Raw genomic sequence first — 16,356 nt, forward strand, 5'->3', positions numbered from 1 at the left:
AAGATCGCAGCCTTCGGCAACTCCTACAGGGTTGAATCAGTTCAGTCCTCGAAGTGAATCGGGCACTTCTGCGCCCCCTCCAGCTTCATCAACTCCTCCACCACCTGCGGCCGGGCCATGCGCAAGGTCAGGCTGCGCCCCTGGCTGCGCAGGCGCCGGGCTTCCTGGTGGAGCATTTCCACCCCGGAATAATCGATGAAGTTGATCTGCTGGGCATCGATGACCACCCGCTGCGCCTGCAACCGTTGCAGGCGCGCTTGCAGGTAATGGCTGGCGCCGAAAAAGATCGAGCCGCCGACCCGCAGGATCTCCGCCTCCCCTTCGCGAAAATGCTGCACCCGCGGCTGTGAAGTGCGCTTGAGGTAAAAGAACAGCGAGGCCAGTACGCCGGCGTAGATAGCAGTTTGCAGCTCCAGCAGCAACGTGGCCAGGCAGGTCAGGCTCATCACCACGAATTCGGCGCGGCTCACGCGGTACAACGCCCGGAGACCGCGATGATCCACCAGCCCCCAGGCGATCAGCAAAATACTGCCGGCCATGGCCGGAATCGGTATGTGCGCGATCAGTCTCGCCCCAGCGACCGCAAACAACGCCACCCACAAGGCCGAGAACACCCCGGCCAGGGGCGAGCAGGCCCCGGCTTCATAGCTGAGGCCGGAACGGGTAAAGGAACCGGCCGACAATGATCCGGAGAAAAATCCGCCAACGATGTTGGAAAGCCCCTGCGCCCTCACCTCCTGATTCGCATCGAGCAATTGCCCGGAACGTACCGACAGCGAGCGGGCGATGGACAGGCTGGTGACCAGCCCAAGCATGCCCACCGCAACAGCCCCGGGTAGCAGGCGCAGGATCAGTTCCAGGTCCAATGGCAACAGCGAGAGCGGTGGCAGGCGCCCGGCAAAGGCGCTGACCAGCGCCACATGCCCGAACATCACCGGCCACAACCAGACCACCAGGCTGCTGATGACTAACGTTATCAACAGGCTCGGCCAGCGCGGCAGCAAGCGCTTGAGCACCACGCCCAGGACCAGGGTCCCCAACCCCAGCAGCAGCGACGGCTTATCCACAGCCCCGATGTGCTCGACCAACATCAGCAGCCCCCTCAGCGCCGTGGCTTCGTTCGGCAAGTCGAGGCCCAGCAGGTTCGGCAACTGCCCCAGGGCAATGACCACCGCCGCGCCCAGGGTGAAACCCAGCACCACCGAGTGCGAGACGAAATTCACCAGCGCACCGAAACGCAGCAACCCCAGCAACCATTGGAAAACACCCGCCAACACTGTCAGCAGCAGGATCAAGGTGATGTAGTCCTGGCTGGCAGGCACGGCCAGCGGACTGACGGTGGCGTACAAGACGATGGAAATCGCCGCCGTGGGCCCGCAAATCAGGTGCCACGACGAACCCCACAGGCAGGCGATCAGCACCGGCACGATCGCCGCATACAAGCCGTATTCCGGTGGTAACCCGGCAATCAGGGCGTAGGCAATGGACTGCGGCAACGCGAGAATCGCGCCGCTCAGGCCGACGATCAGGTCACGGCCGACACTGGCGCGGGTCTGCCGGGGCAGCCAGCTCAGGAAAGGCAAGAGTGAACGGCGCGTGGGGATTGCCATGGGGCCTCAAGGATGGGGGGTTGGCGCAAGAGTATCAGGTGAACCCATGTGGCGAGGGAGCTTGCTCCCGCTGGGCTTCACTGCAGGAGCTGCCGAAGGCTGCGATCTTTTGATCTTCAAGTGCCTGGGAAAGATCGCAGCCTCGTTGCACTCGACAGCTCCTACACAGCTCCTACTGAGCCCAGCGGGAGCAAGCTCCCTCGCCACAAGAGCCACTCGCCATTATGCCTAGAGCTTGGCCTTCACCGCCGCCAGCGCATCCTTGCCATCGAGGGTCTTCACACCGTCCAGCCATTTATCCAGGACCGCCGGGTTGGCCTTGATCCAAGCCTTGGCCGCATCGGCGTTGCTGACCTTGTTGTTCACCACCTCGGCCATGATGCTGTTTTCCATGTCCTGGGTGAAACTCAGGTTGGTCAACAGCTTGCCCACGTTCGGGCAGTCCTGTGCATAACCCTTGCGGGTCAGGGTGTAGACACTGCCCGTGTCGCCGAAGTATTTCTCGCCACCCTTGAGGTAGTGCATTTTCAGTTGCACGTTCATCGGGTGCGGTGTCCAGCCAAGGAAGGTCACGAATTTCTGTTTCTTCACCGCCCGGGAGACCTCCGCCAACATCGCCTGCTCGCTGGATTCCACCAATTTCCACTCGCCCATGTCGAAGTCATTGGTCTTGATGATTTCTTTCAGGGAGAGGTTGGCCGGGGCGCCGGAGCCGATGCCGTAGATCTTCTTGCCGAACTTGTCGGCGAATTTGTTCAGGTCGGCAAAGTTATGCACACCGGCATCCCAGACATAGTCCGGAACCGCCAGGGTGAATTCAGTGCCGTCCAGGTTCTTGGCCAGTTGCGTGACGTCGCCATTGGCCACGAACTTGTCATAGAAACCCTGCTGCGCCGGCATCCAGTTACCCAGGAACACATCCATCTGGCCGTCCTTGAGGCCACCGAAGGTAATCGGCACCGCGAGGGTGTCGACCTTGGCCTTGTAGCCCATCCCGTCCAGCAGGAAACCGGTGATGGCATTGGTGGCGGCGATATCGCTCCAGCCCGGGTCGGCCATCTTCACGGTTTCGCAGCTTTGCTCGGCCCAGGCCGAAACACTGCTCAACGCCAACAGTCCGGCGGTCAGTACTGTGGATAACTTTTGCATGTGCATGCCCCTTACGTTATTGGTTTTGGCAGGGTTGTGGATAACGGGCTTTGCGCTCCAGATCGTCGAGGTCGATGTGGTTACGCATGTACTGCTGGCTGGCGTCCACCAGCGGCTGGTGATCCCAGCTCTTGAGTTTACCCAGGGCCAGCGCCTGGGCGACGAAGCGGCGGCGCCGCTGGCTGGCGAGCACCTGTTGATGAATCGTCGGGATGTCCCACTTGGCACGCGCCTCGGCCAGAAATTCGGCGAACAGGGGTTGATGCTCAGGGGATTGGCTGAGATTTTCCAGTTCCTGGGGATCGTTGCGTACGTCGAACAGCAGGCACGGGTCATCTTCGCTGTAGATGAATTTCCACGGGCCGCGACGGATCATCATCAAGGGACTGATGGTGCCTTCGGCCATGTATTCACCGAAGACTTCATCATGCCCGCCCTGCCCTTGCAGGTGCGGCAGCAGCGAACGGCCATCCAGCGGCATGCCCGGTTCCAGCGTGCCGCCGGCCAGCTCCACCAGGGTCGGCAGCAAGTCGGCGGTGGACACGGCCGCGCTCACCCGGCCGCTGGCGAACTGCCCCGGCGCACTGATCAGCAACGGGACGCGGGCAGCCATTTCGAACCAGTGCATTTTGTACCAGAGACCCTTTTCACCGAGCATGTCCCCGTGATCGCCGGAGAACACGATGATCGTGTCGTCCAGTAGACCGGTGTCTTCCAAGGTCTGCAGCAGCTTGCCGACATTGCTGTCAATGTAGCTGCATGCGCCGAAATAGGCACGGCGGGCGTCACGAATCTTATCCACAGGCATTGGCTTGTCCCACAGGTCATAGACCTTCAGCAGCCGCTGGGAATGTGGATCGAGCGCCGTTTGCGCCGGGGTTTGCGGCAAAGGGATGTCGTTGTCGTCATACAAATCCCAGAACGCCTTGGGAATCGTGTACGGGTCGTGTGGGTGCGTCATCGATACCGTGAGGCAAAACGGCTGGTCGCCGTCCTCGCGGATGTGATCGAACAGGTACTGCTGGGCCTTGAAAACCACTTCTTCATCGAAATCCAGCTGGTTGGTGCGCACACATGGCCCGGCCTGCAACACCGACGACATGTTGTGATACCAACTCGGCCGCACGTCCGGCTCGTCCCAGTTCACCGCCCAGCCGTAGTCGGCCGGGTAAATGTCGCTGGTCAGGCGCTCTTCGTAGCCGTGCAACTGGTCCGGCCCGCAAAAGTGCATCTTGCCGGACAGCGCCGTGCGGTAACCAAGGCGGCGCAGGTAATGGGCGTAAGTCGGCACGTCCGCCGGGAAATCCGCCGCGTTGTCGTACGCACCGATCTTGCTCGGCAACTGACCGCTCACCAAGGTAAAACGCGACGGCGCGCAGAGCGGGCTGTTGCAATAGGCGGCATCGAACACCACGCCCTCGGCGGCCAGGCGCGACAGGTTCGGCAGCTTGATCGGCGAAGGACCGTAGATCGGCAACATTGGCGCGGCCATTTGATCGGCCATGATGAAAAGAATGTTCTTGCGCTTCATGTATTCGCGGCATTCCATAGTAGATAGTTATGCGATATTGCTGCGATTGAGCATGTAGCCCCAAGGTTTTTGGGTAAAGCCCATACAGGACAATGACTAGGATAAGCACAGCTTATGTATGACGCTCTGGGTAACCTGTCGCTGGAACTGTTCCGCGCCTTTGAAGCCGCGGCGCGCCAACACAGTTTCACCGCGGCGGCGATTGAGCTGGGCACCACGCAACCGGCCATCAGCCAGCAGATCAAGCGCCTGGAAGAGCAACTGGGTACGCGGTTGTTCGACCGCATCTATCGCGGCATCGAACTGACCGAGGCCGGGACGATCCTGTTCGAGCAGGTACAGGCCGGCTTGCAGAGCATCGATGCCGGGCTGAGCGCGATCACCGCCCAGCATCAGCATGAGGTGCTGCAAGTCGCCACGGATTTCGCGTTCGCCGCCTATTGGCTGATGCCGCGCCTGCATCGCTTTCACGCGGCCAACCCGCAGGTGGACGTGAGCCTGGTGACCAGCGAACGCAACCACAACATGCTGCGCTCCGATATCGACGTTGCCGTATTGTTCGGCGACGGTCGCTTCAAGCAAGGCGAAAGTCGCTGGCTGTTCAGCGAGGAAGTCTTTCCGGTGTGCAGCCCGCTGTTGCTCAAGGAACACCCCAGGCCCTTGCCGGTCCAGGCCTTGGCGGAACTTCCGTTACTGCACCTGCGAGCGGACAACAGCAACAGTTGGTTCGACTGGAGTGGCGTATTTCGCGAGCTGGGCATCACTTCGCCGCCGGCCCCAGGGCAGTTGCGCTTCGACAACTACACACTGCTCATCCAGGCGGCGATTGGCGGCCAGGGTGTTGCCATCGGCTGGCGTCACCTTGTGGATAACTTATTGGCGCAGGGCCTGCTATGTCGCCCGATCGCTGAAGCGGTGCCGTCGCGGCTGGGGTATTACGTGGTCTTGCCCCAGCGTAAACGCCGTGGCGCATTGATCAGGCAATTCGTCGATTGGCTGATGGAAGAACAGGCCAATAGCGCTGAATCACTGACCGGGCTGCCGTTGCCTTCTATTGCGGTTTGAAAGAACCACACCTTGGGCAGCGTCTACATGGCCGCGACGAAACTGACGTGCTGGCCCACATGCAGATTCAAGCGCAGCTCATCGGCAATGCCGACCGCCACTCGATTAAGCCGCTCCAAGGATTCGGCCAGACCGGGTTCGAGGCTGGTACTGACCTGGCTGAAATGTTCGATGCCCAAGCCTGGCGCGGCATAGGGTGCGTTGATCAAGGTCCACTGCAAGGTGCTGTTCTTCAGGGCATCGAGCACTTCTTCGGCGCCATGGCGTTGCAAATCGTCATCCGCCGGCTCCTCGTCGAGCGTCGCAAAGTCGCCGACCAGGAACAGCCGCGCAATATCCACCGCCTGCATGCCAGCGATCAGTGCGTCCACGGCCAACACCTGCTCCACAGGGCCCGGCATCCATGTGCGTTCCACTTGTTCGCTGTTCATCGGCAACCCCGGCGCGTTCAGCAGACACACCACGGCGCTGGCACCGGCAACACTTTGCTTGACCCGCTCGGGATCGAAAAGATCACCGGTCTTGGTCCGCAGGCCCGGGCGCGGCGCCAGGGCGGTAAGATCGTCGAGAATGGCGATGACCTCGTGCTGGCGGCGCAGCATTTCAGCCATCAATGCACTGCCAAGGCTGCTCATGGCACCATAAAGCACCACTTTGATGACCGAGGTTTCGGCATTTTTCATGGCTGGTTTTCCTTTTTTTCCGCGTATAAGGCCTCTGACCCGCGAAAAACGGTGAGGGTTCGGCCTCTTTATCAAGGAGTGACAGATGCAGCGGATCAAGGGCTATCACGCCCACGTGTATTTCGACGCCCATACCCTCGACCAGGCGCGGGCCCTGTGCGAGGAAGCGGCGCAACTGTTCCCGCTGAAAATGGGCCGCGTCCACCAACGCCCGGTCGGCCCGCATCCGGACTGGAGCTGTCAACTGGCGTTCGAGCCGCAGTACATCGGCGTAGTCTTGCCATGGTTGGCGCTCAATCGCAAAGGCCTGGTGATTTTCATGCACCCGGAGACTGGCGATAACCTGGCCGATCACACCGACCATGCGATCTGGATGGGCGCGGTGCGGCCGTTGGATCTTTCGGGGTTCTGAGTCCAGTTCATGCGCTATCGGCTTTTGGCGCTGGATCGCTCAGATAATCAGCTTCAGCTCACGCGCGTTGTCATCATTGATGACGCTGACGGAACCTGGGTTAAACCCCATGGTTTTAACCAGAGTGCTCGCTGATCGCCGGCCTGTTGCCGCTGCCAGTGCTGTTCATGGTGGCCTTCAGCATCGCGATGATCGTCAACTACCCGTGCCTGCAACAGCAGAAAGACCGCGTCGCGGCCCACGCCGGCAGCGTGTTGGCGGTGGTCAGGCTGATTTTCGCGGCCGGTATCTTTACCGGCATCCTGTCCGGCACCGGCATGGTCGACGCCATGTCCAAGAGCCTGCTGGCGGTCATCCCGGAGTTCCTCGGCCCGTACCTGGCCGTGATTACCGCGCTGGTGAGCATGCCGTTCACGTTCTTCATGTCTAACGATGCATTTTATTACGGGGTGTTACCGGTTCTCGCCGAGGCAGCCAGCCATTACGGCGTCACCGCCGTTGAAATGGCCCGTGCTTCCATCGTCGACCAGCCTGTCCACCTGTTAAGCCCACTGGTTCCGTCGACCTACCTGCTGGTAGCGTTGGCCGGAATCGAGTTCGGCGACCACCAGCGCTTCACCCTGAAGTGGGCAATACTGGTTTGCCTCTGCATAATGTTCGCCGCATTGCTGATGGGGATTTTTCCGCTATTCAGCACTCTATAAAAGCAATGCCCGTTGCGTCGCCATCAGCGGCGCGGCCTAATACTCGCTCAAAGGAACTCACATGGAATGGCTGACCAATCCGGAAATCTGGGTTGCCTTCTTCACCCTGACCGCCCTGGAAATTGTCCTGGGCATCGACAACATCATCATGATCTCGATCCTGGTCAGCCGCATGCCCAAGCACATGCAGGCGCGCACCCGGATCTTCGGCCTGGCGCTGGCCATGGTCACGCGGATCCTGTTGCTGCTGTCCATCACCTGGGTCATGCGCCTGACTGCCGACTTGTTCGAAGTGTTCGGCCAGGGCATCTCCGGTCGTGACCTGATCCTGTTCTTCGGTGGCCTGTTCCTGCTGTGGAAAAGCTCCCAGGAGATGTACCACGCGCTGGAAGGCGAAGACGAAACCGGCGAGACGCCTACGGGCAAGGGCGGCAGCTTCATCTACACCATCGTCCAGATCGCGATCATCGACATCGTGTTCTCCCTGGATTCGGTCATCACCGCCGTGGGCATGGTCTCCCATGTACCGGTCATGGTGGCGGCGATTATCGTGGCGGTGCTGGTGATGATGCTGGCGGCGGGCACTATCAGCGCGTTCATCGACAAGCACCCGTCGCTGAAGATGCTGGCGCTGTCGTTCCTGCTGGTGGTCGGTACCGTGCTGATCGCCGAGTCGCTGGACGTGCATGTGCCAAAAGGCTACGTCTATTTCGCCATGGCGTTCTCCCTGGCGGTGGAAGCGTTCAACATCAAGATGCGCACTGCCATGGCGCGCAAGCGCAAGCAGCAGGATCCGGTGAAACTGCGCAAGGATATGCCGGGTCAGTAACGGTATAGGGCAATGAATGAAGGGGCTCTTGGAGCCCCTTTTTCATGCCGGCAGAAAATCGCCCGCTCGATCCGCTTGCTTGAGCAACTGTGAGAGCCTGCTCGCGAAAGCGGTCTGTCTGAACCGGTGGTGTTGGATGTGCTGCCGCCATCGCGAGCAGGTTCGCTCCCACAGGGTTTGAGGTGTTTTCGAGGAATTTATTTTCATGACAGTTTTGTTTCAAACGATTCTTTAGCTGTGCAATGCTGGCGCCCGAACCGTTCGCCAACTACAGCTTAAGTACAAGAAAGAAGAATGTGGCATCGTCTATTTGTTCCTTTGGGACGCTAACAGGGGGCTTCTCATGCTGACCCTGCTGAATTTGCTCTCCGCCGTGGCTCTGCTGATCTGGGGCACGCACATCGTGCGCACCGGCATTTTGCGGGTCTATGGCTCGAACCTGCGCCATGTCATCGGCCAGAACATGTCCCGGCGCTGGCTGGCGTTTATCGCCGGCATCATGGTCACGGCCATGGTCCAGAGCAGCAACGCCACGGCCATGCTCGTCACCTCGTTCGTCGGCCAGGGCCTGATGGCGCTGACCCCGGCCCTGGCGACGATGCTCGGCGCCGATGTCGGCACCGCGCTGATGGCGCGGGTGCTGACCCTCGACCTATCGTGGCTGTCGCCGCTGCTGATTTTCCTCGGGGTCATTTTTTTCCTGTCGCGCAAACAGACCCGCGCCGGGCAGATGGGCCGGGTCGGCATCGGCCTCGGTCTGATCATCCTGGCCTTGCAGTTGATCGTCGAAGCCGCGGCGCCCATCACCCATGCCCAGGGCGTGAAAGTGATCTTCGCCTCGCTCACTGGCGACATTCTGCTCGACGCCTTGGTCGGTGCGTTATTCGCGATGATCTCCTATTCCAGCCTGGCGGCCGTGCTGTTGACCGCGACCCTGGCCGGCGCCGCGGTGATCAGCCTGCCAGTGGCCATCGGCCTGGTGATCGGCGCCAACATTGGCAGCGGGGTACTGGCGTTCCTCAGCACCAGCATGCAGAACACCGCCGGGCGCCAGGTGGCGCTGGGCAGCCTGCTGTACAAGCTGATCGGGCTGTTGTTGATCATTCCAGTGCTCGACCCGCTGGTGGGCTGGCTCGACGGCCTGGATTTCAGCGCCCAGGAAACGGTGATTGGTTTCCATCTGCTCTACAACACCGTGCGTTGCCTGGTGCTGCTGCCCAGCGTCGCCCCCATGGCGCGGCTCTGTGCCTGGCTGCTGCCGGAACGTCCGGACACCAATGGCACGGCCAAACCGCGACATCTGGACCCCACCGCCCTCGCCACCCCGAGCCTGGCACTGGCGAACGCGGCCCGGGAAACCTTGCGCATTGGCGACCTGATCGAAAGCATGCTCGAAGCCATGCTAGACGTGCTGCGGGGTACGCAAACGGCGGTGACCCAGGACGTACGGCGCATGAATGACGACGTCGAAGCGTTGTGCAGCGCAATCAAGTTGTACATGGCGCAAATGCCCCGTGAGGACCTCAGTGAACAGGACAGCCGCCGCTGGGCGGAAATCATCGAGCTGGCGATCAACCTGAAACTGGCCAGCGACCTGATCGAGCGCATGTTGCGCAAGGTCCAGCAACAGAAGACCTCGCAACGTCGCTCCTTTTCCGAGGTTGGCCTGCAGGAATTGGCGGGGCTGCACAGCCACTTGATCGCCAACCTGCGGCTGGGACTGTCGGTTTTTCTCAGTGCCGACCGGGAAAGCGCCCGGCAGTTGCTGCGTGAGAAACGTCGCTTTCGGGCGCAGGAACGGCGCATGGCCCACGCCCATGTCAGCCGTCTACAGCGCAAGGTCGTGCAAAGCCTGGAGACCAGTTCCCTTCACTTGGAGCTGATCGCCGACATGAGGCGGCTCAATTCGCTGTTTTGCGGCAGTGCCTATGTGGTCCTGGAGACGGCCGAGATCGGCGCGCTGGCGGTGGATGAAATTAGCGACATTACCCATTCGCCGTGAACGACTGGCGCATTGGTCAGTCAGTAACAAAGGCTCGGGCCTGAAACCGTTCGCCGGCCCGCCTGCTCCCACTGTCATGAACACCGCATAGATTCGATGGGGGAGCGAGCTGACTCCGGGCGGCGAGCCGCCGATGACGGCCTGCCCGGCACCATGGACCGCCACTCAGCCGCCAGGAAGCCTTTATGCGTTGTCTGTTGCTCGCCGTTCTTTTGCTCGGCTCACTGCCCGTGGTCGCCCTGGACCGGTTCCAGGTCGAAGGCTATACGTTGCCCAACGGCCTGCAACTGATGCTCAAACCCGGCACCGAGCGCGGGCATGTGGCGATCCGCTTGGTGGTCGGCGTGGGCCTGGACGACTTCAGTTGCGCTGACAAGGAACTGCCGCACCTGCTCGAACACCTGCTGTTCAGCGGCGTCGATGAGAGTGGTGAAGGCGGCCTGGAGGAGCGCATGCAGGCCTTGGGTGGCGAGTGGAATGCCTTCACAAGCAACGCCGACACCACGTTCGTCATCGAGGCGCCAGCGCGCAATCAACGCAAGGTCCTGGACCTGCTGCTGGCGCTGCTGACCCGCACCCGTATCGATGAAAAAGCCCTGGAGGCGGCCAAGCGCGTGGTGGAACGCGAGGACGGTGGCCACTACACCCATCTGCAACGCTGGCTCGATCATCAGGACCTAGGTCACAAGGCCAGCAATCAACTGGCGGTTGAGTTGGGCCTGCGCTGCGCGGAACGGGCCGAGGTCGAGCGCCATACCCTCGCCCGCCTCGAACAAGTGCGCAAGGACTGGTATGCACCGAACAACATGACACTGATCGTGGTTGGCGACCTCGACCGACTGTTGCCGGCCTACCTGGAACGCGCCTTTGGCGAACTCGAGCCGGTGGAGCCCAGCCCACACGAGGCGCTGCCACAGATCCGCTACAAGGCGGTCACCAAGCGCAACCTGATCCATGGCCTGGTCGGCAACAGCGCCAAGCTTCATTGGCTGTTTCCGGAGCCGGTGCTGGACGAGCAGCATGACGAAACCTTCGCACTGCTCAAGGATTATCTGGACTGGGCGCTCTATCGCCAATTGCGCCTGGCCCGTGGCTTGTCCTACGGACCGTGGACCGAGCGCGAGGTGTTCGGCGGCGTTGGCTTCTTCAGCCTGAACGCGGACCTGTCACGCGAAAACTTGCCCCAAGCCGAACAGGCGCTGGAAGAACTGCGCAAAAAATTGCTCAAGGATGGCCTGGACCCCGCCAGCTTCGTGCGCATCAAACGCGCGGCCATTGCCCATCAGTCCTGGGCGGTTCAAGGCAACAGCGCAATGGCCGATTACTACTGGGGCGCCCTGGGCGATTATGAAGACGGCCGTTTCGCCAACCCGGCCCTGCGCCTGCAAGAGGTGAGCCTGGAACAGGCCAACGTGGCCCTGCGCGAACTGCTCAAGGACCCGGGTTACCTGCGCATCGAGAAGCCGTTGCTCAGTGACGATGAGCTCGTCTGGGGGGTGGCAGGTTTGCTGGGGTTGCTGTTGCTCGCAATGGTGATGTGGCAAGTACGCCGGCGACGTAGGAGCTGACGAGCGCAACGAGGCTGCGATCTTTCCCCTGGCGCTTGAATCCCAAGTGAAAGATCAAGATCAACAGATCGCAGCCTTCGGCAGCGCCTACAGGGAGATGCCAAGTTTTGCTAAATGCCCTCGCCACAAGAACACTCGTCACATCGACGTCCTGGCGATACTCTGCCAGGGATGTTTCCTACGACTTACTGTGAAACCACCGAATGCAAAACCTGACTCTCTACATCCAGCGCATCCTTGAACTGATGAAGCGCTATCCAGGGGTCATTGCCCTCGGCGGGTTCATCTCCGGGGTCGGCAGCTTCATGCTGGTGGACCGCCAGCAGGGCCTGGCGACCTGGATTGCCATCGTGATGCTGGTGAGCTGGCTCTGGTTGATGGTCGAGAACAGCATGACCCGGCTGTTCGCGCGGATTTTCAAACGAGAAATCCCCCAGCCGCTGTTGCGCTACGCCACGCAGATGATTCACCAGGAAAGCCTGTTTTTCGTCCTGCCGTTTTTCTTCATCACCACCACTTGGAACAGCAGCCAGCTGATTTTCACCGGCCTGCTGACGATCGCGGCGCTGATTTCGATCATCGACCCGCTGTACTACAAATGGCTGGCGCCTCGGCGCTGGGCGTTCCTGGCGTTGCACACGCTGACGCTGTTCGCCGCCCTGCTCACGGCGTTGCCGGTGATCCTGCACCTGACCACCGACCAGAGCTTCAAGCTGGCGCTGGGCATTGCCATGCTGCTGTCGTTTCCCAGCCTGGCCTCGATCTTCCCGATCCGCACCGTGCGCAACGCCCTGGCGATCCTGTGCATCACCCTGGGGATTGGCGCCACTGGCTGGGTGCTGCGCTCCTGGGTACCGCCGGCCACGCTGTGGATGACCGAAGTGGCGATCAGCACCCAACTGGAGGACCGCACGCCGGGCGCCAGCCTCAAGGAGGTCAGTGCGGCCCAGATCCGCGGCAACGGCCTGTATGCCTACACCGCCATCAACGCGCCGCGAGGACTGGATGAGCGGATTTATCACGTCTGGCAGTTCAACGGCAAAGAAGTCGACCGCATCGCCCTGGACATCCACGGCGGGCGCAAGGACGGTTATCGCGCCTGGACCCACAAGCAGAACTTCCCGCAAGACCCGACGGGCAAATGGCAAGTACGGGTGCTGACGGAAAATGGCCAGGTGATCGGCGTGCTGCGTTTCTCTGTGCGCGCCGCCACACCCGAGGCAAAATGACGGCGGTCGTGCTATTAGGTAGCGCTGTTCAAGTCGAACGAGCATGGAGCTTATGACCCCCGGATCCCACACGGGCACTGCCCGGCTGGACACGTCTCGCTCTCCGGCGCAGTTATGGGTCAGCGGTGACTGGACGCTGGCCCATTACGCGCAGCTCAAGCGCTTGAGCGAATCCTTGCGCGGCCAATACGGCGAGGACACGCTGATCGACCTCAACGGCCTCGGCGCCCTCGACACCGCTGGGGCTTCGTTGCTGGTGGAGCTGCTGGGGTCGGAACGGCTGGGCAAGACCGCCGAGCACCCCGATTGCCGCTTGCCAGCCGCCGAGCGGGCGCTGCTGCAGACGGTCTATTGTTCGCTGACGGACTTCTGTGTGCCGGTGAAAGAGCCGCAGGTCAGCGTGATGACACAGCTGCTGACACGGATCGGCCGCGCCGTGGACAGAGTCTGGCAAGACACCCTGCAACTGCTGGGTTTTGTTGGTCTGATCCTGGAAACCCTGGCCCGCAACCTGTTTCGCCCCAGGCGCTGGCGCATGACAGCGATGGTCGTACATATCGAACAGACCGGCCTGGACGCGGCCCCCATCGTCGCCCTGCTGACGTTTCTGGTGGGCGCGGTGGTGGCGTTCCTCGGCGCGACGGTGCTGGCCGATTTCGGCGCCAGCATCTTTACCGTGGACCTGGTGGCGTTCTCGTTCCTGCGCGAATTCGGCGTGTTGCTCACGGCCATCCTCATGGCGGGCCGCACCGCCAGCGCGTTCACCGCGCAGATCGGCTCGATGAAGGCCAATGAAGAAATCGACGCGATCCGCACCCTTGGCCTTGATCCGGTCGAGTTGCTGGTGATTCCACGGGTGCTGGCGCTGTTGGTGGCGCTGCCGATGCTGACCTTCCTGGCCATGCTTTCGGGCATTATCGGCGGCGGCGTGGTCTGCGCTTTGTCGCTGGGTATTTCACCGGCCATGTTCCTGACGCTGTTGCAGTCAGACATTGGCGTTCAGCATTTTCTGGTGGGGATGGTCAAGGCGCCGATCTTTGCCTTCCTGATCGCCGCCGTGGGTTGCCTGGAAGGTTTCAAGGTCAGTGGCAGTGCCGAATCGGTCGGGGCTCACACCACGTCCAGCGTGGTCCAGTCGATTTTCGTGGTGATCGTGCTCGATGCCGTGGCCGCGCTGTTTTTCATGGAGATGAACTGGTGAGCCAACCCTTACGGCCGCCCACCGAGGCGGTGATTCAAGTGCGGGGCCTGTGCAATCGCTTTGGCCGCCAGAGCGTGCATGAAAACCTCGACCTGGACGTGTACAAGGGCGAGATTCTCGCCGTGGTCGGCGGCTCCGGCAGCGGCAAATCGGTGCTGCTGCGCAGCATCGTCGGCCTGAACCGGCCCAGCGCGGGTTCCGTGCGGGTGTTCGGCGAGGACTTGCCGAGCCTGCCCCCGGAACAACGTTCGCGGGTGGAACGGCGCTTTGGCGTGTTGTTCCAGAAAGGCGCGCTGTTTTCGTCACTGACCGTGACAGAGAACGTCGCCCTGCCGCTGATCGAACACGCCGGGCTCAGCCGGGCCGACGCCGAGCACTTGGCGGCGGTGAAACTCGCGTTGGCCGGCCTGCCACTCTCGGCCGCAGACAAGTACCCCGCCTCGCTGTCCGGCGGCATGATCAAGCGCGCCGCCCTGGCCCGTGCACTGGCCCTGGACCCGGACATCCTGTTTCTCGACGAACCCACCGCCGGCCTCGACCCCATCGGTGCGGCGGCGTTCGACCAGTTGATCCTGACACTGCGCGATGCCCTGGGCTTGAGCGTGTTCCTGGTCACCCATGACCTGGACACCCTCTACACCATCACCGACCGGGTGGCGGTGCTGGCGCAGAAAAAAGTACGAGTGGCCGATGTCATCGACAAGGTGTCGGAAACCGATGATGCCTGGATTCACGAATACTTCCATGGCCCTCGCGGCCGCGCGGCGTTGTCGGCCGCTACACAATCGAACGAGGTTTGACATGGAAACCCGAGCCCATCATGTGCTGATCGGTCTGTTCACCGTCATTGTGGTGGCCGGCGCCCTGCTGTTTGGCCTATGGCTGGCCAAGTCCAGCGTGGACAGCGAGTTCAAGGATTACGAAGTGGTGTTCAACGAGGCGGTCAGCGGGTTGTCCCGAGGCAGTTCGGTGGAGTACAGCGGGATCAAGGTCGGTGACGTCGTCAACCTGCGCCTGGACCCGAACGATCCGCGCCGGGTGCTGGCGCGGGTGCGCTTGAGCGGGGAAACGCCCATCAAGCAAGACACCCAGGCCAAGCTGGCACTGACCGGCATCACCGGTACCTCGATTATCCAGCTCAGTGGCGGCACGCCCCAAAGCCCGGCGCTGAAGGGACGCGACGGCGAACCGCCGGTGATCATCGCCGCGCCCTCGCCTATCGCCCGCCTGCTCAACAACAGCGATGACTTGATGACCAGCATCAACCTGCTGCTGCACAACGCCAATGAAGTGTTTTCCTCGGACAACGTCCAAAGCCTGGGCAAGACCCTCGAGCATCTGGAGCAAACCACCGGGGTCATTGCCGAGCAGCGCGGCGATATTCGCCAGACCATGCAGCAACTGGCGTCCATCGGCAAACAGGCCAGCGCCACGCTGGAACAGACCACCGCGTTGATGCGCAACGCCAATGGTTTGCTTAACGACCAGGGCCAACAGGCGTTCAGCAACGCCGGCCAAGCCATGCAGTCCCTGGCTCGCAGCACCGCGACCCTCGACAAACTGTTGAGCGATAACCGCGATTCGTTGAATAACGGCATGCAAGGCCTCAATGCCCTGGGCCCAGCCGTGCGTGAGCTGCGCGAAACCCTGAGTGCCTTGCGGGGGATCTCCCGGCGCCTGGATGCCAACCCCAGTGGCTATTTGCTGGGCAATGACAAGGACAAGGAGTTCACGCCATGAAGCCGTCCAACCGGTTTATCCGCCCTTTTCTCTTGCTGGCAGGATTTGTCCTGGTGGGCGGGTGCTCGATTTTGCCCAAGACCGAACCTTCGGATGTGTATCGCTTACCCGCCACCCAGGTCCCGGCATCTGCGGGCACGACGGTGAGCTGGTCGCTGCGCCTGGCCAGCCCCCAGGCCAGCGAGGTGCTCAACAGCCCGAAAATCGCGGTGATCCCCCAGGGCAATCTGTTCAGTAGTTACGCTGCCTCGCGCTGGAGCGACCCCGCCCCGGTGTTGTTGCGCAATCGCCTGCTCGATGGCTTCGCCCAGGATGGACGCGTCAGGTTGTTGAGCGTCGCCGACAGCAATCTGCAAGCAGACCTGGAGCTGGGCGGGCAATTGCAGGCGTTCCAAACCGAATACCAGGGCACTGCGGCCAGCGTGGTGATTCGCCTGGACGCGCTGCTGGTGCGCGGGTTCGACCAGCGCATCCTGGCCAGTCGCCGTTTTGAAGTGCGCCAGTCATTGAGCGATGTAAAAGTGCCGGCGGTGGTGGACGGCTTTGGCCGGGCCGGTGACCGGCTGACGGCCGAGGTGGTGACCTGGACATTGGAGCAAGGCCAGCGTTTCGCAACGCCTTCGCCTTACTGAA

14 protein-coding genes and 1 pseudogene are annotated in these 16,356 nt (G+C 61.7%); 11 read left to right on the forward strand and 4 right to left on the reverse strand.

Going from position 1 to position 16,356, the window contains the following annotated elements:
* Positions 1–41 precede the first annotated feature (41 nt).
* The 3 genes from AACY31_RS12810 to betC form a co-directional block, all read right to left on the reverse strand.
* Complete coding sequence (locus AACY31_RS12810) at positions 42–1,610, reverse strand: SulP family inorganic anion transporter (protein ID WP_339479752.1); 1,569 nt, start codon at positions 1,608–1,610, stop codon at positions 42–44.
* 228 nt (positions 1,611–1,838) lie between these two features.
* Positions 1,839–2,759 carry a choline ABC transporter substrate-binding protein gene (gene choX, locus AACY31_RS12815; RefSeq protein ID WP_339479754.1) on the reverse strand — a complete coding sequence of 307 codons (921 nt, stop codon included), beginning with the start codon at positions 2,757–2,759 and terminating at the stop codon, positions 1,839–1,841.
* A 16-nt stretch (positions 2,760–2,775) separates the two neighbouring features.
* The gene (gene betC / locus AACY31_RS12820; RefSeq protein ID WP_339492884.1) at positions 2,776–4,290 is read right to left on the reverse strand and encodes a choline-sulfatase; all 1,515 of its coding nucleotides are present in this window, start codon (positions 4,288–4,290) and stop codon (positions 2,776–2,778) included.
* Positions 4,291–4,404: 114 nt separating this feature from the next.
* Here betC and AACY31_RS12825 point away from each other — a divergent pair, with 114 nt between their 5' ends.
* Positions 4,405–5,355 (forward strand): choline sulfate utilization transcriptional regulator, encoded by a 951-nt coding sequence (locus AACY31_RS12825; protein ID WP_339479757.1) that lies wholly within the window; start codon positions 4,405–4,407, stop codon positions 5,353–5,355.
* Positions 5,356–5,378: 23 nt separating this feature from the next.
* Here AACY31_RS12825 and AACY31_RS12830 read toward each other — a convergent pair whose 3' ends face one another.
* On the reverse strand, positions 5,379–6,038 hold the full coding sequence (locus tag AACY31_RS12830) for an NAD(P)-dependent oxidoreductase (protein ID WP_339479758.1): 660 nt from the start codon (positions 6,036–6,038) through the stop codon (positions 5,379–5,381).
* Positions 6,039–6,123: 85 nt separating this feature from the next.
* Here AACY31_RS12830 and AACY31_RS12835 point away from each other — a divergent pair, with 85 nt between their 5' ends.
* From AACY31_RS12835 to AACY31_RS12880, 10 genes and pseudogenes are all read left to right on the forward strand, one after another.
* A complete protein-coding gene (locus AACY31_RS12835; RefSeq protein WP_339479760.1) occupies positions 6,124–6,450 on the forward strand; it encodes a DOPA 4,5-dioxygenase family protein in 327 nt (108 codons plus the stop codon).
* A gap of 128 nt (positions 6,451–6,578) precedes the next feature.
* Positions 6,579–7,154: pseudogene (locus tag AACY31_RS12840) on the forward strand (citrate:proton symporter); the annotation flags it as partial.
* Between the two features lie 61 nt (positions 7,155–7,215).
* The gene (locus AACY31_RS12845) at positions 7,216–7,983 is read left to right on the forward strand and encodes a TerC family protein (protein ID WP_122567730.1); all 768 of its coding nucleotides are present in this window, start codon (positions 7,216–7,218) and stop codon (positions 7,981–7,983) included.
* A gap of 343 nt (positions 7,984–8,326) precedes the next feature.
* Positions 8,327–9,985 (forward strand): Na/Pi cotransporter family protein, encoded by a 1,659-nt coding sequence (locus tag AACY31_RS12850; RefSeq protein WP_339479762.1) that lies wholly within the window; start codon positions 8,327–8,329, stop codon positions 9,983–9,985.
* Positions 9,986–10,170: 185 nt separating this feature from the next.
* Positions 10,171–11,553 (forward strand): M16 family metallopeptidase, encoded by a 1,383-nt coding sequence (locus AACY31_RS12855; RefSeq protein ID WP_339479763.1) that lies wholly within the window; start codon positions 10,171–10,173, stop codon positions 11,551–11,553.
* A gap of 203 nt (positions 11,554–11,756) precedes the next feature.
* Positions 11,757–12,782, forward strand: coding sequence for a DUF5924 family protein (locus AACY31_RS12860; protein WP_339479764.1), 1,026 nt, complete (start codon positions 11,757–11,759; stop codon positions 12,780–12,782).
* A 52-nt stretch (positions 12,783–12,834) separates the two neighbouring features.
* Positions 12,835–13,983, forward strand: a complete 1,149-nt coding sequence (locus AACY31_RS12865) for an ABC transporter permease (protein ID WP_339479765.1) — start codon at positions 12,835–12,837, stop codon at positions 13,981–13,983.
* Entirely contained in the window at positions 13,980–14,783 is an 804-nt protein-coding gene (locus AACY31_RS12870) for an ABC transporter ATP-binding protein (protein ID WP_339479766.1), read from the forward strand. The genes AACY31_RS12865 and AACY31_RS12870 overlap by 4 nt, the downstream gene beginning before the upstream one ends.
* A gap of 1 nt (position 14,784) precedes the next feature.
* Complete coding sequence (locus tag AACY31_RS12875; RefSeq protein WP_339504541.1) at positions 14,785–15,723, forward strand: MlaD family protein; 939 nt, start codon at positions 14,785–14,787, stop codon at positions 15,721–15,723.
* The gene (locus AACY31_RS12880; protein WP_339479770.1) at positions 15,720–16,355 is read left to right on the forward strand and encodes an ABC-type transport auxiliary lipoprotein family protein; all 636 of its coding nucleotides are present in this window, start codon (positions 15,720–15,722) and stop codon (positions 16,353–16,355) included. The genes AACY31_RS12875 and AACY31_RS12880 overlap by 4 nt, the downstream gene beginning before the upstream one ends.
* Position 16,356 lies beyond the last annotated feature (1 nt).

Origin of the sequence: Pseudomonas sp. RL_105y_Pfl2_101 (assembly GCF_963970585.1) — a bacterium.
Lineage (GTDB): Bacteria > Pseudomonadota > Gammaproteobacteria > Pseudomonadales > Pseudomonadaceae > Aquipseudomonas.